The sequence below is a fragment of the Novosphingobium lindaniclasticum LE124 genome, from assembly GCF_000445125.1.
In the GTDB taxonomy this organism is placed as follows: Bacteria; Pseudomonadota; Alphaproteobacteria; order Sphingomonadales; family Sphingomonadaceae; genus Novosphingobium; species Novosphingobium lindaniclasticum.
Genome location: NZ_ATHL01000082.1, coordinates 1 through 20,124, shown reverse-complemented (window position 1 = coordinate 20,124; position 20,124 = coordinate 1). Strand labels below are relative to the sequence as shown.

19 protein-coding genes and 2 pseudogenes are annotated in these 20,124 nt (G+C 61.9%); 9 read left to right on the top strand and 12 right to left on the bottom strand.

The annotated features are described in order from the left end of the window. Positions 1 to 7: 7 nt before the first annotated feature. Both L284_RS37140 and L284_RS37135 read right to left on the bottom strand, forming a co-directional pair. On the bottom strand, positions 8 to 1,261 hold the full coding sequence (locus L284_RS37140; RefSeq protein ID WP_021234425.1) for an aromatic ring-hydroxylating oxygenase subunit alpha: 1,254 nt from the start codon (positions 1,259 to 1,261) through the stop codon (positions 8 to 10). 11 nt (positions 1,262 to 1,272) lie between these two features. After that, positions 1,273 to 1,749: an aromatic-ring-hydroxylating dioxygenase subunit beta gene (locus L284_RS37135; RefSeq protein WP_021234424.1), complete on the bottom strand. Its 477-nt coding sequence runs from the start codon at positions 1,747 to 1,749 to the stop codon at positions 1,273 to 1,275. A 122-nt stretch (positions 1,750 to 1,871) separates the two neighbouring features. Here L284_RS37135 and L284_RS49095 point away from each other — a divergent pair, with 122 nt between their 5' ends. Then, a complete protein-coding gene (locus tag L284_RS49095) occupies positions 1,872 to 2,186 on the top strand; it encodes an antibiotic biosynthesis monooxygenase family protein (protein WP_081674016.1) in 315 nt (104 codons plus the stop codon). On the opposite strand, the gene ribB is transcribed toward L284_RS49095, so the two are convergent. After that, entirely contained in the window at positions 2,115 to 2,825 is a 711-nt protein-coding gene (ribB, locus tag L284_RS37130; RefSeq protein WP_021234423.1) for a 3,4-dihydroxy-2-butanone-4-phosphate synthase, read from the bottom strand. The genes L284_RS49095 and ribB overlap by 72 nt on opposite strands. Next, entirely contained in the window at positions 2,822 to 3,640 is an 819-nt protein-coding gene (locus L284_RS0124325; RefSeq protein ID WP_021234422.1) for an IclR family transcriptional regulator, read from the bottom strand. Before L284_RS0124325 ends, ribB begins: the two co-directional genes overlap by 4 nt. A gap of 321 nt (positions 3,641 to 3,961) precedes the next feature. On the opposite strand from L284_RS0124325, the gene L284_RS37125 reads away from it, so the two are divergent. Genes L284_RS37125 through L284_RS37115 form a run of 3 tightly spaced genes read left to right on the top strand, consistent with a single transcriptional unit; the run spans position 3,962 to position 9,047 of the window. Further along, positions 3,962 to 6,103 (top strand): acetate--CoA ligase family protein, encoded by a 2,142-nt coding sequence (locus L284_RS37125; protein ID WP_152524677.1) that lies wholly within the window; start codon positions 3,962 to 3,964, stop codon positions 6,101 to 6,103. Continuing rightward, a complete protein-coding gene (locus L284_RS37120; protein ID WP_235054387.1) occupies positions 6,043 to 8,217 on the top strand; it encodes a 3-hydroxyacyl-CoA dehydrogenase NAD-binding domain-containing protein in 2,175 nt (724 codons plus the stop codon). Before L284_RS37125 ends, L284_RS37120 begins: the two co-directional genes overlap by 61 nt. Beyond that, complete coding sequence (locus tag L284_RS37115; RefSeq protein WP_021234419.1) at positions 8,214 to 9,047, top strand: enoyl-CoA hydratase/isomerase family protein; 834 nt, start codon at positions 8,214 to 8,216, stop codon at positions 9,045 to 9,047. Before L284_RS37120 ends, L284_RS37115 begins: the two co-directional genes overlap by 4 nt. 139 nt (positions 9,048 to 9,186) lie before the next feature. Here L284_RS37115 and L284_RS37110 read toward each other — a convergent pair whose 3' ends face one another. From L284_RS37110 to L284_RS37100, 3 genes are read right to left on the bottom strand one after another with little or no spacing between them, the layout of a single operon-like run. Further along, complete coding sequence (locus tag L284_RS37110) at positions 9,187 to 10,323, bottom strand: acyl-CoA dehydrogenase family protein (protein ID WP_021234418.1); 1,137 nt, start codon at positions 10,321 to 10,323, stop codon at positions 9,187 to 9,189. A gap of 7 nt (positions 10,324 to 10,330) precedes the next feature. Then, on the bottom strand, positions 10,331 to 11,527 hold the full coding sequence (locus L284_RS37105; protein ID WP_021234417.1) for an acyl-CoA dehydrogenase family protein: 1,197 nt from the start codon (positions 11,525 to 11,527) through the stop codon (positions 10,331 to 10,333). Between the two features lie 10 nt (positions 11,528 to 11,537). Further along, positions 11,538 to 12,899 (bottom strand): MmgE/PrpD family protein, encoded by a 1,362-nt coding sequence (locus L284_RS37100; protein WP_021234416.1) that lies wholly within the window; start codon positions 12,897 to 12,899, stop codon positions 11,538 to 11,540. A 202-nt stretch (positions 12,900 to 13,101) separates the two neighbouring features. Here L284_RS37100 and L284_RS37095 point away from each other — a divergent pair, with 202 nt between their 5' ends. Together L284_RS37095 and L284_RS37090 are read left to right on the top strand one after the other, a co-directional pair. Continuing rightward, on the top strand, positions 13,102 to 13,872 hold the full coding sequence (locus L284_RS37095) for an enoyl-CoA hydratase/isomerase family protein (RefSeq protein ID WP_021234415.1): 771 nt from the start codon (positions 13,102 to 13,104) through the stop codon (positions 13,870 to 13,872). Then, positions 13,872 to 14,900, top strand: a complete 1,029-nt coding sequence (locus L284_RS37090) for an alpha-hydroxy acid oxidase (protein ID WP_021234414.1) — start codon at positions 13,872 to 13,874, stop codon at positions 14,898 to 14,900. The genes L284_RS37095 and L284_RS37090 overlap by 1 nt, the downstream gene beginning before the upstream one ends. A 117-nt stretch (positions 14,901 to 15,017) precedes the next feature. Here L284_RS37090 and L284_RS37085 read toward each other — a convergent pair whose 3' ends face one another. Then, positions 15,018 to 15,977, bottom strand: a complete 960-nt coding sequence (locus tag L284_RS37085) for a phytanoyl-CoA dioxygenase family protein (protein WP_021234413.1) — start codon at positions 15,975 to 15,977, stop codon at positions 15,018 to 15,020. A 140-nt stretch (positions 15,978 to 16,117) separates the two neighbouring features. Here L284_RS37085 and L284_RS0124320 point away from each other — a divergent pair, with 140 nt between their 5' ends. Beyond that, positions 16,118 to 16,846, top strand: a complete 729-nt coding sequence (locus L284_RS0124320) for a GntR family transcriptional regulator (RefSeq protein ID WP_021234412.1) — start codon at positions 16,118 to 16,120, stop codon at positions 16,844 to 16,846. A gap of 119 nt (positions 16,847 to 16,965) precedes the next feature. Beyond that, positions 16,966 to 17,556: a malonic semialdehyde reductase gene (locus L284_RS37080; RefSeq protein ID WP_021234411.1), complete on the top strand. Its 591-nt coding sequence runs from the start codon at positions 16,966 to 16,968 to the stop codon at positions 17,554 to 17,556. Between the two features lie 127 nt (positions 17,557 to 17,683). On the opposite strand, the gene L284_RS37075 is transcribed toward L284_RS37080, so the two are convergent. From L284_RS37075 to L284_RS48795, 4 genes and pseudogenes are all read right to left on the bottom strand, one after another. Further along, the gene (locus tag L284_RS37075) at positions 17,684 to 18,058 is read right to left on the bottom strand and encodes a hypothetical protein (RefSeq protein WP_152524676.1); all 375 of its coding nucleotides are present in this window, start codon (positions 18,056 to 18,058) and stop codon (positions 17,684 to 17,686) included. 103 nt (positions 18,059 to 18,161) lie between these two features. Further along, positions 18,162 to 18,368, bottom strand: a pseudogene (locus tag L284_RS37070) (transposase domain-containing protein); the annotation flags it as partial. A 31-nt stretch (positions 18,369 to 18,399) separates the two neighbouring features. Next, positions 18,400 to 18,975, bottom strand: coding sequence for a helix-turn-helix domain-containing protein (locus L284_RS48800; RefSeq protein ID WP_235054386.1), 576 nt, complete (start codon positions 18,973 to 18,975; stop codon positions 18,400 to 18,402). Between the two features lie 105 nt (positions 18,976 to 19,080). Beyond that, complete coding sequence (locus L284_RS48795; RefSeq protein ID WP_235054385.1) at positions 19,081 to 19,767, bottom strand: recombinase zinc beta ribbon domain-containing protein; 687 nt, start codon at positions 19,765 to 19,767, stop codon at positions 19,081 to 19,083. A 64-nt stretch (positions 19,768 to 19,831) separates the two neighbouring features. Here L284_RS48795 and L284_RS37060 point away from each other — a divergent pair. Then, positions 19,832 to 20,124: pseudogene (locus L284_RS37060) on the top strand (transposase); the annotation flags it as partial.

Below are 20,124 nucleotides of genomic sequence, written 5' to 3'. Positions count from 1 at the left end.
TCTTGCTTCAGAGTTTCATTTCGCGGCGGTAGAATTCATAGAAGGCGCGGATCAGCGTCTCCGTCATCATCGTGGATTGCGCCCCGGTGCCGTGCCCGCCCATTTCCAGCACCTGCTGAGAATCCGGGCGGCTCTCGACTACCGGCTGCATGAGCGAGAGAACCTCGCTGTCCTCGAGCGAAACGAAGCCTGCGGGTCCAACCAGATTGCTCTGCTTGAGGCGCAATTCGCGCATCTTCTCGTCATCGTCCGCGTAGCCGAAGTAGGTCCACGCCAGTTCATGCGCGCCCGGCCCCTTGGGGATCATATGCCGCACGACAAGGCAGTTGAAATACTGTTGCACGAGCACGGTAGGGAACAACTGAAAGGCTCCCATCATGCCGTCGTTGAATTCGTCGATCACCGAAGTGACAACTTCGGTGTCCTGGATCTTGAGGTCGTTGCTGATGCTCTTGATCTGCTGGCTTGCTTCCGAGGTGCGATTGCGCAGTTCAGGATCGAACTGGGAATAGGTATATTCGTGCTTGCCGCCTTCGAGCGGCACGCTGTGATAGTCGCCATCGGTGCGGAGGATGCCGAACGTTGATAGAAACGGGTGCATCAAGGTCGCGTGGTAGGGATCGCGACTGTTCTCCCAGTAGAGCTTCCAGTTGCTTTTCACCATCTGGCGGCTGTAGCCGACCAGGCGCAAGGGGCGCCGCGATACCAGACGGTCCAGCCGTTCGAGGATCTCCGGGCCGGTGTATTCCTCGAACGATAGGGTGTCTTCGCTGTAAGTCGCCCATACCGTGCCCCCGCGCACCGCGACGCGCAAGCGGGTCAGGCCATGCTGGCTTTTGTCGAAGCCACGTGGCATCCCGCCCTTTCCCTGCGCGCCGCGCAGGAACGGCAGGCCCATCAGGTTGCCTTTCAGGTCATACGACCAGTGATGGTACGGGCAACTGAGATCGCGCGCCTTGCCGCGCGTTTCCCAGCAGATCAGCGAACCTCGATGCGCACAGCGGTTCTCGACGACATTGATCGTGCCGTCATGATCGCGCACCATGATCACCGGGCGCTCGCCCACCCAACTACGTTTGAATGAGCCCGGTTCAGGCACTTCGCAGTCCAGGCCGACGAAGTTCCAGGTCTTTCCGTAATGGAAAGTCTGCATCTCCCGCGCGTAGATGTCGGGATCGCTGTAGATCCACGCCGGAACACGGGTGATGCCATCTTCAGGCCAGCACTTGGCCGGCGGCGTCTCGATAGCTGCAGTCGTCATGGGATCGGCCTTTATGCAGGGATCACAAGCGTGGTGCGGATGTGATAGTTGTCGTAGACACAGGAGCGTTCACGGAACCGCAGTTCCCCCTCCTCACGAACGATCCGGTCGAGATAACGACCGACCATCAGGATTTGCGGCTCCTGCTCCACCAGCGATTCGATGATCAGGAAGTTTGCGCTCGACCGGATTTCGTCTCCGTCGTCGGACAGGATCCGCACACCGCTGATGAAGTGCCGCAGCGAACGCGGCTGGTAGAGCGCCACTTCTCGCGTGGACGTCACGCGGTCTATGATCATCGCCTTTCCACGGCAGTGGATCGGGGCATGGTCCAACCCGTCGTCGTGGTTTTCTCGGCTAATGACGCGATAGAGGCAGTCCTGCGTAAAGAATGCCGGGAACGCCGCCAGATCTTCAGCATCGAGAACTGCCGCACAGTCATCGTAGAAGTCCCGGATTTCTGCGCGCGATGCAGTAGCCTTTGTCACGCTGCCTCCTCTCAATATGTCGACACTTATAGCCTTAATTCGGCTTTCTGTAGTGATTACGCTGCAAATCCGGAATATCGAACTGGCGAAATGTCGCCACTCTAGCCGCCAAAGCAGTTGCCATGCCCGGATATCGGGCGCTTCATTCCCCCATGATCTGGGAAATCAATCAGTTCGAAACGGACCCCGCGCTGGCAAGGGAGTTCGAAGGCGCTTTTGCCGAAGCAAGACCCCTGCTGCTGGACGTGCCAGGATGTTGCGAAGCACGCCTGCTACGGTCAGTGGAACGCCCCGGAGTCTATCTCGTGCAAGTTGGCTGGACTAAGCTTGCAGACCACACCGAAGGCTATCCCGCCAACCCGCTGTCAGCGCAGGTTCGCGCATTGATCGGCCCGTACGTGCGCCGCATTGAGCCTGGCCATTTCACGGAAGCCTGATATCCGGCGCACCATTCCAGAGGCGACGCCGCCTACCTCGCGATCGCAAGCGGCAATGACATCGGCGATCTGCACGATGTGCATGTCGTGCTCCACGGCGAACGCTTCCAGATAGGCTGGACCGGCGAGATTGCCCTGCTCATCCAATATCTCGCAGATCACGCCCGCCGGCGTCATTCCTGCCAGAAACGCAAGGTCCACAGCTGCTTCGGTATAGCCTGCATGCTGAAGCACGCCACCGCTCTCCGCGACGAGAGGAAATACATGCCCCGGCGTCACGAGGTCGCCCGCAGAGGCTTCGGGGTCCAGCGCCGTCGCGATCGTGCGCGCACGGTCGAATGCCGATATTCCGGTTGTGACACCTTCACGAGCCTCAATCGAAACGGTCGATGCACTCTCTTGGCTGCGTCTGTTGCGGGCCTCCATCCGCTGCAGGCCAAGTTTCCACGCACGCTCCACCGTCAACGCCAAGCAGATCAGGCCGCGTGCGTGACGCGCCATCAAGTTGATGGATGCAGGCGACGCATGCTGCGCCGCGACGAAAAGGGCGCCCGCCATTGGTCGGTCGCTTGAACCGACAAGCACCACCGGACGACCTTCACGAATATCGGCAAGCGCCAGGTCAAGCGGGACGGTCATCGTTGCGCTCCCATGGCAGCCGGCCACGAAGGACGTGCGGAATGGGCTGGCGGCATCACTTCGAACAAGCCGAGATGGCGGGACATCGCGCTCTGCATCATTCGCAGCATTGTCTCGCGGCAAGCCCCCGGCCCGACTCGCAAACCAAGAGCAAGCGGCTCCGTCGGCTCGCTTTGCGGCAGGTTCACCGCGATCGACAATCCACCTGCATGCTCGACCCAGGCAAAGCCGCTATCGCTGACTTCATCCAGGCGCGCCGCCAGTTCATCGAAGCTGACACGGGCTTCCGCATCGACGGCCTCGGCGTTCAGGCGATGCACGTACCGCCGCACCAATTGCCGCTCACAGCGGGACAGGAGAACCAGACCTTCGGCAGAATGAAGCAACGGCAACATGTCGCCCTGCTGCACAGCGCCGATGGAATCCCCTCCGCCGACATCGTTACGACACACCGCATGAAAGCAACGCAATTCGACGCCGTTGTTGCTGGCAAGCACCACGGAGCCGCGCGTTTGCTCGGCAAGGCTGTCCATCAGTGGCAGGAGCCGGCCGTCACGCACGAGCCGCGGCTGCACCCAGGCACCGAGCATGGCCACGCGCATCGACAGTTCATAGGACCGGCTGCCGCGTCCGCGACGCAGATAGCCGAGCGAAACCATGTAGCTCAGCAACTCGGACGCGCTGGACTGCGGGTAATTGAAGCGCCGGGCGATATCCATGACACCCGCCTCGCGATGATCGGCATCGAAGTATTCGAGAACCTCGAAGACGCGCTGCGCCGACTTGATGGATTTCGCGCCGATCTGTCTGGACATGCTTCTCTCCTTTGCCAGGGCTTTTTTGCCCCGTTACCGAAAGCATGCACCACGATTGCATAAGTGTCGACACTTTTTTGCACCTCCGCCGCGGGTCTGTCGAAGGCACATCAATCCGCAAGCTACCTTTTGGCTGAAACCGGCGGCTTTCCCGGGCATGGCCCGCAAACGCGACTCGCATGAGAAAGAGCGATCTGGCCCAGCATCGTCATTTCGATAAGTTCCACAGTCGTATGTCGACAGTTTTTTCCACGTCGCGTTTTGGCTAGGCACAGTGAAGGCGCTGCCCACAGTCCCGGAACACCCCGGAAGGAAACACGAGTGCAAGACGATATCCGGATCCCGCAAAACCCATCGCGAGCGGGATCGCTTGCCTGCTTTCTCGATCCCAGATCAATTGCCGTGGTCGGCGCCTCCGAAGATGCCACCAGGATCGGCGGTCGCACCGTCGCGAACCTCCTGCGAGGGCGCTACGCGGGACCGATCTTCCCGATCAATCCCAAGCACGAGACGGTGCAAGGCCTGCCCGCGTGGCCCTCGATCGCAGAAGTTCCTCATGCGATAGATACCGTCGTCATCGCCGTCCCGGAGAATCACGTCATTCCCGCGGTGCAGGAGGCGGCCGCCAAGGGCGCGCGCGGTGCCGTGATCTTCAGTGCGGGTTTCAATGAGGCAGGCCCCGATGGCGAAGCACGACAGAGGGCCCTGGACCGCATCTCGCAAGAGAGCGGCCTCCGTATCATCGGCCCGAACTGCCTGGGCGTCTACAATGCCCGTAATGGCGCCTGGCTGTCGTTCACTACGCAGTTTCAGGAAACGGTCGACGGCCCCACTATCGGGCTGGTCAGTCAGAGCGGCGGTTCCGCGGCCCATATCCTGAAGCTGGCGCAGCAGCGCGGACTGACGATCGGCACGTTCTTCACCACGGGCAACGAGGCCGATGTCGAATTCGGCGAAGCGATGCATGCACTGGTGGCGGATCCGGCGACGAAGGTGATCGTCGCCTACATCGAAGGCATCCGCAACGGCGCTTCGGTTCTTGCGGCGCTCGAAGCGGCCCGCCGCGCCCGCAAGCCTGTCATAACACTGAAGGTCGGGAGGACCCAGGCGGGCGCCCTCGCGGCGGCATCGCACACCGCCTCTCTGGCGGGCGAAGATCGCGTCTACGACGCCATCTTCCGCGCCTATGGCGTCCATCGCGCGGGTTCGACCGAAGAACTGCTCGATGTTGCACAGGCGGCGCTACACTCGACCGGAAACTTTCCCAAGGGGGGCCGGCTTGGCGTGGCGACCATCTCGGGCGGCATGGGCGCACAGATCGCCGACGCTGCGGCAGATGCCGGGCTGACCACGCCTGCGATCGACATGGCTTCACAGGCTCTGCTGAAGGCGCTTTGCCCCCCGGGAAGCCCACGCAATCCGGTGGACATCACCGCACAGTTGTCGACCGATCCTGACCTGCTGGGGCAAAGCCTTCGGATCATGGCAGGTAGCAATGCCTTCGACATGCTGTTTGCATTCTTTGGGGTCTACGCAGATGTCCCAGGGCTGTCGGACAAGATCCGCGAATCCCTGGTCGCCTTTCGCGCCGACTATCCGGACATCGCGGTCGGCCTGGGTATCATCTGCGGCGAACAGGATGCCAAGCGCTATGCCGAGGGCGGCTTCCTGGTTTTCGAGGAGCCTGCACGCGCCGTGAAGGCGATGGCCGCGCTGGCTCGCTTCGAGTCCTGTTTTGGCAAGACGGGCACCGTCGATGCCACGACACGTGTCCCCCGCCTTGCAGACAACCGATCGTTCAACGAGGCAGAGGCCAAGGACGTGCTGCGCAGCGTCGGCATCGCCATCCCTGAAGAGAAGATCGCCCGCGACCCAACCGAGGCCGCCAGTCTGGCGGGCACGATGAAGCTTCCTCTGGCGCTCAAGATCGTGTCGCCCGACATCTTGCACAAAAGCGATGTGGGCGGCGTGCGCCTGGGACTGACCTCGCCGCAGGACGTCCTGGAAGCAGCCGGCACCATGCTGGAAGCCGTCGGCCGTGCGTTGCCGGAGGCAGGCATCGATGGGCTGTTGCTGTCCGAAATGGTCCCACCCGGCGTGGAACTGATCCTGGGCACACGCCGAGATGCCGCTTTTGGTCCGATCGTGATGATCGGGCTTGGCGGCGTCACCACCGAACTTTTCGAGGACGTTGCGATCCGCCCTGCCCCGGTCACGCTTGATGAAGCGCACGTCATGCTTCGTGAGTTGAAAAGCTACCCTCTGCTGGACGGGTATCGCGGAGATGCTCCATCCGACGTGGACTCTGCAGCGCGGGCAATTGTCGCGGTCGCCGCGCTCGCCGTTGCCAATCCCCGTGTGGAAACACTCGAAATCAACCCCTTACGCATCCTGCCAGTCGGTTGCGGGGCAATTGCCCTCGACGCGGTTATCGAATTGCGCAGTCAAGGAACTCTCTCATGATTCCACCCGTTTCCGTGCGTTACGACGCCGATATCGCCATTATCGTCATCAACCATCCGCCAGTGAATGCACTCAGCAACACTGTGAGAGCCGGTTTGTTGGATGCCGTGGAGGCCGCGGATTCGTCCGCCGAAGTCACCGCGATCGTGATCTCCTGCGCTGGTCGGACGTTCATTGCGGGCGCAGATGTGACCGAATTCGGCAAGCCTCGCCAACCTCCCGCTCTGGCAGATTTGTGCAACACCGTGGAAGCCTGTGCGAAACCGGTCGTCGCAGCTCTCCATGGCACAGCGCTCGGCGGCGGCTTTGAAATCGCATTGGCCTGCCACTACCGCGTGGCGATCGACACCGCTTCGATGGGACTGCCCGAGGTCAAGCTGGGCTTGATCCCGGGAGCCGGCGGTGCAGCTCGCCTGGCAAGGCTGGCGGGGGCAAGGCCGGCGCTCGCTCTCACGCTGAAGGGGGACCGCCTTTCGGCATCTGCCGCATTGGCGCAAGGCATCGTCGACCGGGTGGTGGGGGAAGATCTGCTGTCTTCGGCCATAGCCTTTGCGCGGGAAATCATTGCTGACGGCAGAGGGCCGCGTCCCACCCGAGCGATTGATACACACTTGGCAGGCGATCGCAGCGATCTGGCTGCATTCGACAGCCACGCGCAAACCCTGCTTGCGCGATACCACGGGCAAGATGCTCCAGCGCAATGCGCTGCATCCGTGCGCCGCGCGCTGACAATGGACATCGACAGCGCGATCGCCGCCGATCGCGAGGCATTCGCCGCCCTGTCGCAAGGCGACCAGTCGCGAGCGCTGCGACACGTCTTCTTCAGCGAGCGGCTTGCGGGAAAGTCGGACCACGCCGCTCCAGCCGATCTTCCTTCCAGGGTCGCGATACTCGGCGCAGGCACGATGGGTGGCGGCATCGCCATGGCCTTCGCCGCGGCCGGATACCCAGTGAACCTGATCGACGTCAGCGCGCAAGCGACGGAAGCGGGAATGGTCCGGATTCGCGCAAACTACGCCAATTCGGTCAGTCGCGGCTCACTGCGCGAGGAGGAAGCACAACTGCGGCTCGCCCGCATATCGCCTCACGGAGCGCGCGAAGCGGCGCACGATGCCCAACTGGTTATCGAAGCCGTTTTCGAAGACATGGACCTCAAGCGCGAGGTTTTCCGGGACCTGGAGCGCATCTGCGCTGCCGACACCATCCTGGCCACGAACACATCGGCTCTCGATGTCGATCAGATGGCAGGATTCCTGCAGGATCCGTCGCGATTTGTCGGCATGCACTTCTTCTCGCCCGCAAATGTCATGAAGCTGTGCGAGATCGTCCCCAACCAGGCAACCAGCGAGGGCACGATAGCGACGGCCATGGCGATGGCCCGTGCCATCGGCAAGGTCCCCGTGATCGCCGGGAACTGCGATGGCTTCATCGGGAATCGCATGGTGGCAAAGCGCTCCGCACAAGCGGAAAGGCTGCTGCAGGAAGGTGCGCTGCCGGGTGATGTCGACGCGGCGATCAGGGACTTCGGCTTCCCCATGGGGCCCCTGCAAACCAACGACATGTCTGGCCTTGACGTCGGATACGCCATCCGCAAGCGGCGGGGGACGCATTTCCCGATTGCCGATCGCGTTGCCGAAAGTGGTCGTCTTGGCCAGAAAACCGGCGCGGGTTACTATCGCTACGCCAACGGGTCACGCCAGCCGGTGGATGACCCTGTGGTGGCCGAGATCATTGAGGATGTGTCCTCGCAGCTGGGCATCGCCCGTCGGCAGATCGATCGAGCGGAAATGATCGAGCGCATGATCTTCCCGCTCATCAACGAAGGCGCACGCATACTGGAAGAGGGCCTCGCGCGCCGCCCTTCCGACATCGACGTGGTCTGGATCTATGGGTACGGCTTCCCGCGTTGGCGCGGTGGCCCGCTATTCCACGCGGATCTGATGGGGCTGCCTTACATCGTCGAGAGGCTTGAAGCGTTCGCATGGCAAACCGGGGATGCATCGCTGGAACCGGCGCAGCTTCTGACCCATCTCGCCGCCACCGGATCGACATTCGCACAATGGCAAGAGGCCCGCATCCTTAGTGGGCACGCAATAGCAGGAGAAGCAGCATGACGACCCAACGCCCGTGGTTAAACCCGGTCACGTATGACCGCTACACGTTCATGAAGGTCGAAGTGACCGACGGGATCGGCGTCGTCACCATGAACAGCGCGGAAACGCTGAACTCGATCGGTCCCGAAGAACATCGCGAGATGGAGGACATCTGGCTCGATCTGGCGCGGGACGAATCCATCAAGGTCATCATCCTCACCGGCGCTGGCCGCGCCTTCTCGGCCGGGGGCGACGTGAAGCGGATGGCGGCCCGGGCCGGCACCGAGTTCGGCCTGGAATATGCCTTGCGCGTTCCCCAGAACACGCTGCGCCTGTTCGAGCACATGCTGCTGGTGCCGCAGCCGATCCTTGCGGCCGTAAACGGGGATGCCATAGGCCTTGGCATGACCGTGGCGCTGTTTGCCGACATGAGCTTCGTCGCGGACGATGCCAAGCTGGGCGATACGCACGTCAAGGTCGGGCTTGTCGCGGGCGACGGCGGTGCAGTGGTATGGCCCCTGCTTGTCGGCCCTCAGCGCGCGAAGGAATTTCTGATGCGCGGCAAGTTGCTCAAGGGCGCGCAAGCGGCGGAGATGGGCCTGGTCAACTACGCCCTCCCGCGCGAGGACCTGATGGCGGAGACCCACAAAATTGCGCTGGAAATCGCCGCCAATCCGCTGTGGGCGGTGCGCTGGTCGAAAGCGGCGATCAACAAGCAGCTCAAGGCGCAGCTTGGACAGATTCTTGAACTGTCGATCGCTTATGAAGCCATGACCATGATGACGCACGACTACAAGGAAGCGGCGACCGCATTCTCCGAGAAGCGCAAGCCGACATTCAAGGGATACTGAGGAATTGACAGAAGCCGGCACTGTGAGGTGCCGGCTTCTGCTCTATGTATGCCAGGCCTGCGAGCATCTGACGCTGCAGACCTGGAAAACCGCGAGGGCTTTGCCAACCTTCATGAAACAAGATCATGAAGGTTGGCTGTCATGCGTTCGCCAGAAGGCCTCCGGCCTGTGCCAGCGCATCCAGGTGATGGTCCGCATCACCGAACAGCGCGTCTATCGCCGTCAACCGTTTGAAGCCGTGGCCGACCTTGTACTCCATCGTCAGGCCGATCGCACCATGCAACTGCACTGCCTGCTGGCCCAGCATGCGCGCGGCGCTTCCCACGCGCGCCTTTGCCGCGGCGATGTTGCGCGCGCGTGGCTCGGCATCCAGTTCAAGGGACATCGCTGCCAGCATCGCCATCGAGCGGGCCATCTCAAGCTCCATCAACATGTCGACCGCGCGATGCTGCAACGCCTGAAAGCTGCCGATGGGCACGCCGAACTGCGTGCGCGTGCGCAGGAACTCGATCGTCGTATCCAGAATGTCCGACATGATGCCCACGGCCTCTGCGCAAACCGCCGCATTGGCATGTTCGAACACCGTGCGCAGCGTTTGCGCGCCTTCGCCCGCGACGCCCAGGCAATGCGCTTCGTCCAGTCGCACATCGTCGAAGGCGATGTCCGCCAGCGCCACGCCGTCGTAACCGTGACGGCGGACCACCGTCACGCCCGGGTTCGCGGCATCGACCAGGAACAGGCTTGGCCCCTGCGGCGCCAGCGCGCTGACGACAAGTTCGTCTGCCGCGGCGCCTGCGATCACCGCCGTCTTTCGTCCGTCAATGCGCCAGCCCCCGCCTTCGACGGGCAAGGCCTGCGTGGTCAGCCGGGTCAGGGTATGACGCGGCCCATCGGGCTCGTGATGCGCCAGCGCCATGATATGCGCGCCGCTGATGATCTCCTCGATCCGTTGCGATTTCTGCGGGTCTGACCCCGCCAACCTGAGCGCGCCACCGGCAAGGATCGCGGTCGCCAGGAATGGTTCCAGCAGCAACCCCTTGCCGCAGGCCTCCATCACGATCATCGTTTCCAGCCCGCCGCCGCCGAACCCGCCGTCCTCTTCGGCAAAAGGCAGCGCCAGCAGTCCCAGTTCGGCAAGCTCCTCCCAGGTCGAACGGCTGAAACCGTCCGGCTGGGCCATGGCGGCAAGACGATGTTCGAAATCATAACGGTCGGTGACGAAGCGGTTGATCGTGTCGGACAGCAGGCGCTGCTCGTCATTCAGGTTGAAGTCCATGATACCCTCACAGCCTCAGGATGGTCTTGGCGATGATGTTCTTCTGGATCTCGTTGGAGCCTCCGAAGATCGACACCTTGCGCATGGTGAAGTAGTAAGGCGCCGCGTTCGCCAACCAGCCGGCCGGTTCCTCGTGGCCCCCCTCGATAGCGTCGTCATGAACCGGCAACGCCAGCCCGGCCGGTCCGGCAAGCTCTGCGACCAGTTCGGTCATGCGCTGCTGCAGTTCGGTGCCCCGGACCTTGAGGATGGATGCGGCGCTATTCGCCCCGCCGCCATGCGCGTCCGCCGACACTACCCGCAACTGCGTCAATTCCAAAGCGCGCAGTTCGACCTCCACTTCGGCCAGGCGCCGCGCAAGGCGGGCCTGTTCGCCGCTATCCAGCCGGCCGTCTGCGGCCATCGTGCGTTCCAGATGCCGCAACTGCTTGAGCCGCTCTTTCGACAGGCCGATGCGCGCGATCCCCGATCGCTCGTTCCCGAGAAGATGCTTGGCGTAGTCCCAGCCCTTCCCTTCCTCGCCGATGCAGTTCTCCACCGGCACCCGCACATCGTCGAAGAACACCTCGTTGAGGTCGGATACGCCGTCGATCGAGGGGATCGGGCGGATCGTAATGCCCGGAGTGGTCATATCCAGCAGCAGGAAGGTGATGCCCTGCTGCTTGCGCCCGGTAGCATCGGTGCGCACGAGGGCGAACATCCAGTCGGCATGCTGGGCCTGCGTGGTCCAGATCTTCTGCCCGTTGATCACATAGACATCGCCCTCGCGCACCGCGCTGCATTTCAACCCTGCGAGGTCCGACCCGGCCCCGGGTTCGGAAAAGCCCTGGCACCACCAGATGTCGATGTTGGCGGTTGCGGCAAGGAACCGCGCCTTCTGGTCCTCGGTCCCGAACCGGCACAGGATCGGACCAATCATGTTGACGTTGAAAGGAGAGCCTTCGGGCGCATGCGCCAGCGCCATTTCCTCTTGAAAGATATAACGCTGCGTCGGCGTCCAGGATTGGCCACCATAGTCCACCGGCCAATGGGGAACCGCCCATCCCCGTGCGTTGAGGATCCGCTGCCATTCCACGATATCCGCCTTGCCCAAGTGGGCACGCGCGATCATCTTCTGACGCAGATGGTCAGGCAGCGTATCCTGCAGGAAACCACGCACTTCATCACGGAACCGCAGGTCGTCTTCGGTAAAATTCAGATCCATGCCAGAGCCCTCATTCGGCAAATGCGGGCGCGGCCGACAATGCTGTCATCAGCGGCGCTACATCCGTCAGGGTTTCCAGAGCCTCCAGCATGGCTGCCGTCTCTGCCTGGATGCCAGGTGGCAGAAGGCCCTTGGTGCAACGCATGAACTTGTCGAGGGTCTCTGCACGGCTCAGCGGATCGTCAGCATCGCCGTGTGCCCTCACTGCCGTCGTGCCGATCTGGCGGCCGTCCCGCAAGGTGACGGTAATGATATCCTGCGCGCCCAGCTGGTCGTAGCCCCACTCGGGATGCACCACCATGCGCACTTTGCCACGATCGGCCGCAATGCGCGGATCGGCAACCTTGTCCGCGGCAAAACTGCGAACATCCATGGCCTCTCCAGCCAGCGTCGCGGCAACGACATGCTGCAGGCTGAAGCGCGCCTCCTCGACATCGGTGGGCACATCGTACTTCATGATCGCCGGGAAAGCCGCATTGACCTCGACCATGACATCCTCGACATCCTCGCCGGAGAAGCCGTGATCGGCCATGGCAGCCTTCAACGCATCGATGGTGCGTTGCAGCATATAGCAGCACGGATACTTCTTCTGCCCGACTGCCATAATGCGAAAATCGCGGCCGGCCCCCAGTTCCATCGCAAGGTCGGGCTGCCCTGCCAGGGCATCGAAATAGCCGGCCTCACCATCGAAAATGCGCGGATGACCGCCAATTCCCCGTGCTGCAAGACGGGCCGCGGCAATACCGTCGCGCCCGACAAAGCCGGCCTCGACGACGTGCGCCCCCGATCCGGTCTGCCGCACCAGCCCACCGCCCAGCGATGCTGCAAGCGTGATCGCATCGCGCGTTTGGGCGAAGTCGAGTTTCATGAGACGGGCGGACGCAGCAGCCACGCCGAGTACGCCAACATTTGCGCACGACAGCCAGCCGCGTGCGGCAGCGCCGCCGTTGGAGCACACCATCCCCGGCCGGGCTGCGACCTCGAACCCGATCACGACCGCCTCGATCACGTCCCGACCCGACGATCCAAGAGCCTGCGCGAGAGTGAAGACTGCCGGTATGATGCAGCAGGTATACTGCGCTTCCGGCCAAGCCACGTCCTCCAGTTCGGTGCAGTGCGAGGAATCGCAATTGATCATCGCCGCCTGTTCGGCCGTGGCGCCGAAGGCGAAACCGATCACGCTGGCTTCATCGCAGCTGCCCTGCTCACGCACATACTGCGCCACGGTGCGTGGCACATCCATGGTTGCGCCAAGCACTGCGGAGCCGAGCGAGCTGATGCACAAGTCCTTGGCACGCTCGATCACGGCCGGGTCGATGTCGGCATAATTGGTGTCGCAGGTAAAACTAGCAAGGCGATCGGCGATCGTCATCACGAAACTCCGGTTGGTCTCCCGGGCAAAGAGCAGCAGCGCGTGAAGGGCGTCAATCGCGAGGGTCCTGAAGCAGGTGAGTGTTCGGATGGGCGAACCTTATGGGCAGTGGCGCACCCTTTCATCGCATAAGCGAAAATGCGCCGCCGGGTTTTGACCTGAGCGCCAGCAGGTCGTTTGTCTCCATGCGGAGGACATATCCATGACAGTCGAAACCACCATTGCGGAAGGCGTTGCCACCGTAACGCTGAACCAACCCAACAAGCGCAACGCCATCTCGCTCGCCATGCGGGAGCAGCTATGGACCACGTTCGAGAATCTGGCCGAGATCGATGCCGTTCGAGCCGTGGTCCTGACCGGCGCGGGCGAACATTTCTGTGCCGGTGTCGACGTCACCGAAATGGGAGAGCGAAGTCCCGCCACCTCGATGATGCGGATGCGAAAGTTGCACCGCGTCGCGCGGGCGATCGCCGGCCTGAACAAGCCGGTGATCGCGGCGGTGGACGGCGTATGTGTCGGCGCGGGATGGAGCTACGCCCTCGCTTGCGACATGGTCGTTTGTACCGATCGCGCAAGGTTCGCACAGATCTTCCGCAACATCGGCCTCACCCCCGATGCCGGGGCAGCGTGGCTGCTTTCGCGGCAGATCGGCATGATGCGGGCCAAGGAGATCGTGTATTCGGGCCGCATGGTCCATGCCGACGAAGCTCTTGCGCTGGGGCTCGTGCTCGAACGGGTTTCGCCCGATCAACTGGCAGAACGGACCCAGGCCCTTGCCGCGTCCTTTGCGGCAAGCCCCACCCTTGCCTTGGGCATGGCCAAGCGCCAGTTCGGGATCGCATCGGCCAGCTCGTTCGACCAGTTTCTCGAAGCGGAATTCGCGATGCAGCCAGTCATGTCCCAGACCGAGGACCACCGCGAAGGCGTCGATGCCTTCCGCGAAAAACGTCCTCCCATGTTCGGGGGCCGCTGATGTCCGCGCAGACGACGGCACAATGGCAGGAGAACGCCCGCCGCATTCTTCCACCTCAGGTCTGGGAGTATCTCCAGCACGTTGCCGATGGCGGAACGGAAGCGGCCTCGCAGGCATGGGACAAGCTGGCGCTATACCCTGCGATATTGCGCGGTGTGCAAAGCGTCAGGACCGATGCGACGATATTGGGCGTCGATGTGGCCTTGCCGGTCCTGACCACGCCGAACGGGCGAGCGACCCGTTACCACCCTGACGGCGAACTGGCTGTGCTTCAGGGCGCGGCGAAAGCGGGGACGATCGCGGTGCTTCCCAGTTCCGTGATCGACAGCACTCCTGAACTGGCCCGGCGCGTTCCGACGGCGCGATGGTGGCAGCAGCTTTACGTGACGCATGACCGCGCGTTGATGGCAGATCGCATGGCAATGTTGCGCGCCGCCGGGTGCCGGGCCTTGGTGCTGACCGCAGACCTGCTGCCCGACGGTCGCCCGGCGCCGCCACCCCCACCGCCTGCGGAATGGGAAACGATCGCAACTGGCATGGGCGAGCCAATGTTCACCGGTGCCGGTCTTGATGACCTGGCCTGGCTGGCCGCCCATGCGGCGATGCCGGTCATCGTCAAAGGGGTATTACGCGCAGATGACGCCAGGCTGTGCCTTGCCAATGGCGCGGATGCGATCATCGTGTCCAACCATGGCGGCAACCAGCTTTCCGGGGCGATCGATACAGCCACGGCCCTGAGGCCGGTGATCGAAGGCTGCGGACCGCACACCGTTCTGGTGGACGGCGGCATCCGCAATGGCACCTCAGTACTAAAGGCTCTCGCGATGGGAGCCGCCGGAGTGCTCGTAGGTCGGCCGACCAGCCATGCCCTGGCAGTTTCCGGCGCCGATGGTGTCCATGACTTGCTCTGTTCCCTGGGCTCGGAGCTGGCACGGGCCATGACGCTGTGCGGTGTTGCCAGCACCACGTCCGTCGCGGGCGCTTCGCTTCTGTCCGCTGGCGACAAATGCCGTTCGACCCCCACCTGACCAAACAGGCATGCGCAGAGATTTCGATCGAAACCTCTGCGCATGCTTGGACGAAAACTATCGAAGGGCCTCGATTGTACCGCTTATGCTCTTACGCCTGATGTGTCGACACGTTGGTCAACGCTGCGGTCGAAGCAGGACAGCTCGATCCCCTTCGAACGCCGCGATCACCGCGTCCCCGACCTGCACGCGGGACACCATGTCCGGCAAGGGAATGCGCGCACCCGTCAACCCCCGACAGTACGTGCCTTCATCGAGAATGAGGCGCACGTCGCGTCCATCGTGGTTGGCGATACGCACATAGCCCTCGCCAATATCCAGGACGGTTCCGACAAGCGGCAATTCGCCATCGATCGGCATTACCCGCACGTCGACGGAAAGACGGAACCGGTCAGAATGGTTGACCATTCCGCTATGGGGGATTTCCGGACAGAACATGACGAGATCTCCGGGGCGGTAGTCGCTGCGGTGCCATACGTCGTCCGGGATCGTCCCGTCGGGGATGCGATGGCGCGGTACATCAAGTTGGTCGTGTAGGATGCCGCCGGTCTGCAGACCTTCGGCCAGAGCCAGCCCCCCAACCGTTCCGTCGATATCCGTCAACGGCACCCAGCAGGTCAGCATCGGAATGCCACCATTCGCGAAACCGTCCTGATGACGGCCGGTCAGGAAATCGCGGGCCGCACCGGTCTTGGGAGGAGTGATACGGTATTCAACGCTGGGTATCCAGAACGGGGCCGCACCGAGCAGGCGCGTGAAGAACGACTGGATTTCAGGCTCAGCTACGAAACTGCGCCACGCCCGCTGGTCGTGCAGCGCCTCGATCTTTTCGGGGAAGCCTTCCAGAGAGCGCCCATTCCAGATGGGCTCCCCAGCATCCGGCGCGATCAGCTCCATGTCCCGCAGGACCGCGAGATAACGCTCCCGCATTCGCGCCACCGCACCCTGATCAAGCACCTGACGAAAAAACCAGTATCCCCGTTCGCGGAGGACATCCTGCAACGCGGCGCGGTTCCCGATGAGTGCCGTGGCATCTTCCAAAGGGTCCATGTGAGGTATGTCGAGCAGCATGGTCATTCGGTTCCTTTCACCTCGTCATGAACTGGCGACGCAGAAGTGTCGACATATCGACTCACTTCATCGAGCAGCCGATATCCGGAACCCCGCACAGGTAACGAGCACTTTGCCGGGACGGGCCGATTGTCTATGCAGTTCAAATGGAACACGAGCCTCAAATTCAGCCGAACTTCGTCGCTGATACGCATGTCCCGCTGGAGCTGTATGAGCGACAAGATCTTCTGGTCGGCCAGATCGCCGCCGAAGTCGCCCGCGACATCACCGAAGGACGCCTGCTCCCCGGTGCCGATTTAAATTCCGTGGAACTGGCGAGCCGCTTCAACACAAGCCGAACTCCGATCCGGGAAGCACTGATGCTGCTGGAGAAGGAGGGCCTAGTAGAAATCCTCCCCCGCCGACGGCCGCGTGTGGCCCACATCAGTCTAGCGGAAATTGCCGAATTATACGACATTCGAGCCGTTCTGAATGGGTTCATGATCCGCAAATTCATCGAAAATGCATCTGGCGAGGACCTAGACGAAATGGATGCAATTTTGGCGAAATTGCGCACAGAAGCGGCGCGCCGCGACGTTCCCAGCTTTCTGGCGACTCGGACCGCGCTTCATAACTTCTGGGTAGATCGGTGCGGCAACAGCAGTCTTCAGCGCCTGTTACGTTCGTGGAAAATGCGCATGAGCGTTACTCGCCTCGGCGGCGATGTATCCCGGGAATTCGACCGAATATTGCTCGACAACGAACGCCTGGCAATCGCCTGTCGTGAACACGATTCCGCACTGGGTGTTGCCTTGATCACATCCATGACGCATTTTGGCGAACACATGATCCGCCAACAGCAGACAGCCCGGCGCGAAACCGGAATGATGCCCTAGAACCGCGTTGCGGCTGCTCGCCTAGTCTTCGCAAATGCGAAATCACGCAGGTGCAGCTATCGAATAGCCGTTCCCAACGGTAAGTTCGGCCCCTCACCCACCATTGATCGGGCTGATGAATGACTGTTGCAATTCATGCCGACGCCGTTGACGAAATTTTCCGCAATGCTCGGAGTTTTGAAAGATTTCTAGACATTCCGATTCCGCCGAAGTTGCTGGAGGAGATATGGGACATTATGAAAATGGGGCCGACATCGGCCAATCAGATGCCAGCCCGGATCGTGTGGTGCGCAAGCGACAAAGCGAAAGCGCTGCTCTCCAAAGCATGTAGCCGCGAGAACGCCGATAGAATCGCAAGCGCACCCGTGACAGCGGTAATTGGGATGGATCTTGAGTTCCACGAGCATTTGCCTGAACTGTTTCCAGCCGCCGACGCGCGCAGCTGGTTTGCGGACCCAAAGTCAAGAGAGATATCGGCGTTTCGCAATTCTAGCCTGCAAGGTGCCTATCTGATGATTGCAGCCCGAGCCGTTGGGCTGGATGTCGGCCCCATGTCGGGCTTCTCCGCGCCGGAGGTCGAGCGCGCATTCTTTTCATCGGCACCGTCGATCAAGGCCAATTTTATTTGCTCCATTGGCTACGGTGATAAGTCGAGCTTATCGATTCGACCACCTCGCCCTCCATTCAGGAAGTTTAACTCTATCGTTTAATTTCACGGCTGCGCCTTCGGCGGTGCGCGTGGCGTGGATCAGCGCGTGTCAATTACCAGAACATTATGGTTCTCCTTGCGTAGATCGTAAGCGTCCGCCCGGGACCGTTGTCGGGAGAAAACGCCCGTCAGCAGGCGGCCTCTACCCGAGCTTTTGGCCTAGTTAAATGATGAGCGACAATCCACGATATGCCGCTGCCGAGGCCAAAAGCACCGCCAAGCCACCAGAAACCGAATTCGCTGGCTGGCTTCGTGTATTCGGGAGCACTCCCAAAAATGAGTGGCATCGCAATTGTACCGACGCTGAAGCCCGCCAACATCACTGCGGCGTAGGATTGCCTACGGCTGAGGCCTATTGTTTCGCGTGCGATGAAATAGGCTGGAACAAGAACGGCAAATGATCCGAACAAAGTGGCGGGCCACATGCCGATGCCGCCGATAGGGTTCGCACCCAACATTCCAGCGCCGAGAAACCCGCCGCCTATGCTCGCCGCTACGGTCACCCCAAGGCCTCGGCCAATCTGTTGGATAACGCCCCGTTTCATCTACCCATTATGAGCGCGATGGGGAACAGCACAATGGCTGAAATCCACCCAAAATGCGCGTTCATTCCGGCGGGGTGGCCCAGTTCCATGGCAGCAACTCGTCGATCCGGTTGATCGGATGCCCTGTGCCGATGCGGTCAAGGACGTCAGCCAGCCATTCCTGCGGATTGACGCCGTTGAGTTTGGCCGTTTCGAGAAGTGTATTCATGGCGGCAGCTCGCTCGCCGCCGCAATCGGCACCGGCGAAAAGCCAGTTCTTCCTGCCAAGGCCGAAGCGTGTTTCATTATGCACTCCATATTCAAGTATCTGTAAACATAGGGAGCATATCCGCGTCAACAACGCGACACGGGCGACCCTTTCGGGCCACCGCAGATTTTACCGCTTCCAACATCAGATCGGCGGAGCGGATTTGATGCGGCGCGCGCGGTACGACCTGCACCGCCGGAAGCACGCCGGTTTTGATGAGAAGTCTTACCGTATGGCTTGAGGTACCAAGCGCTTTGGCCGCCTCAGTCATGGTGAGCCATTCGCCGTCTTTCACCGCAGACCGGTAGGCATCGATCCCTCGCACACGCCGAACAGAGTAGACCCGGTGCGCCGTCCAGGTTTTGCCTTGGCCTGTAGGCAAGCCCATCCGGTTGAGCGTCGCGGCGATATGCTCGTCGGACCAACGGCCCGCCATGCTGCGCATCACCTCAAGCGCATCCTCCGCTGTTGCACATCCGTGCTCGCCGGCTTTCGGCTTGCGAACCCGCAGTTCCGAGTGCTGACCGCCCCGCCAATGGATCGTGAGCACGACGTCACGCACAGCATCATCGACATCGACGACGATGTCGGCGATCAATGTGCGCAGCAGTTGCTGGCGAGCGCGCATCGTCACATCCGGAGCGTTCCACGCCGCCGAAAGGTTTTCCGCCAGATCGGCGAACGCACCCTGATCGACCTCAATGGTTGCCGGGTTTTCCGCGGGCTGGCGCGCCTACAGGTCACGGATGCGCCGCAATGCGGTTTCCCAGCTTTTCTCCAGCTGCGCCGCTATCAGGCGATTATCGGGATCACAGGCAGCGTAGCGGCGTTCGGCAAGGTGGGCCTCGTAACGCGCCTGCTGAAGTTCCAGGTCGAGAATCTGGCGCTGCTCTTCTTGTCGTTCCCTGTGCATCCGCTCCGCCTCGAACGCGGCCTCGATCGCCAACGGTTCTACCGCGCGTAGCAGTTCGCGCGCAACTGCTGCATCCACCCGTGGACCGCCGAAGGTCATGCATCGGGGCAAGCCCATCATAAGGTTTGGTTTGTCGCAGCGATACACCGGTCGGCTCTGCGGGTTTCCGGTGTAGGTGACCGTCAGTCGCCGTCCACACCGTCGGCACGTCATGATGCCCGAGAGTAGCGCTCGCCCCCCTCGGCCGGATTTCACACCGCCGGCGCTGCCATAGTTGTTGAGTGCCAGCTGCTTCTGGTTGCGCTCGTATTCTTCCCAGCTGATGTACCCCTCATGGTGATCCCTGATGAAGACTTCCCAGGTCCCCACCGGCTTGCCGTGCCCGTAGCTCCGCCGGGCTCGGCCATCGACAATGGAGGTTCGCTTCTCGCTTTTTCCATAAACGTAAACGCCTGCGTAGAAAGGATTTTTGAGAACGGCGATGACGTTGCGATAGCGGATCGGCAACTGATCTGCCCCCTTCTGAGTGGCCCATCGACTATCGTAGTCTGGACCACGAAGGAGGAATGGAATGGCTCGGAAGCACAAGCCCGAGGAGATCATCGGCAAGCTGCGTGAGGCGGAGATCGTGTTGGCGCAGGGCGGGACGGTGGCCGACGCCTGCCGGCGGATCGGCGTCACCGAACAGAGCTATTACCGCTGGCGCAAGGAGTACGGCGGGCTGAAGATGGATCAGGCACGGCGGATGAAGGATCTCGAGCGAGAGAACGCCCGGCTGCGGCAGGCGGTGTCGGATCTGACGCTCGATAAAATGATCCTGCAGGAGGCAGCGCGGGGAAACTATTGAGCCCCGCCAGACGCCGC

What these genes read in the sequence shown, in the direction of transcription:
- L284_RS37140 (WP_021234425.1), bottom strand. Translation starts at nt 1,261, where the DNA reads ATGACGACTGCAGCTATCGAGACGCCGCCGGCCAAGTGCTGGCCTGAA.
- L284_RS49095 (WP_081674016.1), top strand. Translation starts at nt 1,872, where the DNA reads ATGCCCGGATATCGGGCGCTTCATTCCCCCATGATCTGGGAAATCAAT.
- ribB (WP_021234423.1), bottom strand. Translation starts at nt 2,825, where the DNA reads ATGACCGTCCCGCTTGACCTGGCGCTTGCCGATATTCGTGAAGGTCGT.
- L284_RS0124325 (WP_021234422.1), bottom strand. Translation starts at nt 3,640, where the DNA reads ATGTCCAGACAGATCGGCGCGAAATCCATCAAGTCGGCGCAGCGCGTC.
- L284_RS37115 (WP_021234419.1), top strand. Translation starts at nt 8,214, where the DNA reads ATGACGACCCAACGCCCGTGGTTAAACCCGGTCACGTATGACCGCTAC.
- L284_RS37110 (WP_021234418.1), bottom strand. Translation starts at nt 10,323, where the DNA reads ATGGACTTCAACCTGAATGACGAGCAGCGCCTGCTGTCCGACACGATC.
- L284_RS37105 (WP_021234417.1), bottom strand. Translation starts at nt 11,527, where the DNA reads ATGGATCTGAATTTTACCGAAGACGACCTGCGGTTCCGTGATGAAGTG.
- L284_RS37100 (WP_021234416.1), bottom strand. Translation starts at nt 12,899, where the DNA reads ATGACGATCGCCGATCGCCTTGCTAGTTTTACCTGCGACACCAATTAT.
- L284_RS37095 (WP_021234415.1), top strand. Translation starts at nt 13,102, where the DNA reads ATGACAGTCGAAACCACCATTGCGGAAGGCGTTGCCACCGTAACGCTG.
- L284_RS37090 (WP_021234414.1), top strand. Translation starts at nt 13,872, where the DNA reads ATGTCCGCGCAGACGACGGCACAATGGCAGGAGAACGCCCGCCGCATT.
- L284_RS37085 (WP_021234413.1), bottom strand. Translation starts at nt 15,977, where the DNA reads ATGACCATGCTGCTCGACATACCTCACATGGACCCTTTGGAAGATGCC.
- L284_RS0124320 (WP_021234412.1), top strand. Translation starts at nt 16,118, where the DNA reads ATGGAACACGAGCCTCAAATTCAGCCGAACTTCGTCGCTGATACGCAT.
- L284_RS37080 (WP_021234411.1), top strand. Translation starts at nt 16,966, where the DNA reads ATGACTGTTGCAATTCATGCCGACGCCGTTGACGAAATTTTCCGCAAT.
- L284_RS48800 (WP_235054386.1), bottom strand. Translation starts at nt 18,975, where the DNA reads ATGCGCGCTCGCCAGCAACTGCTGCGCACATTGATCGCCGACATCGTC.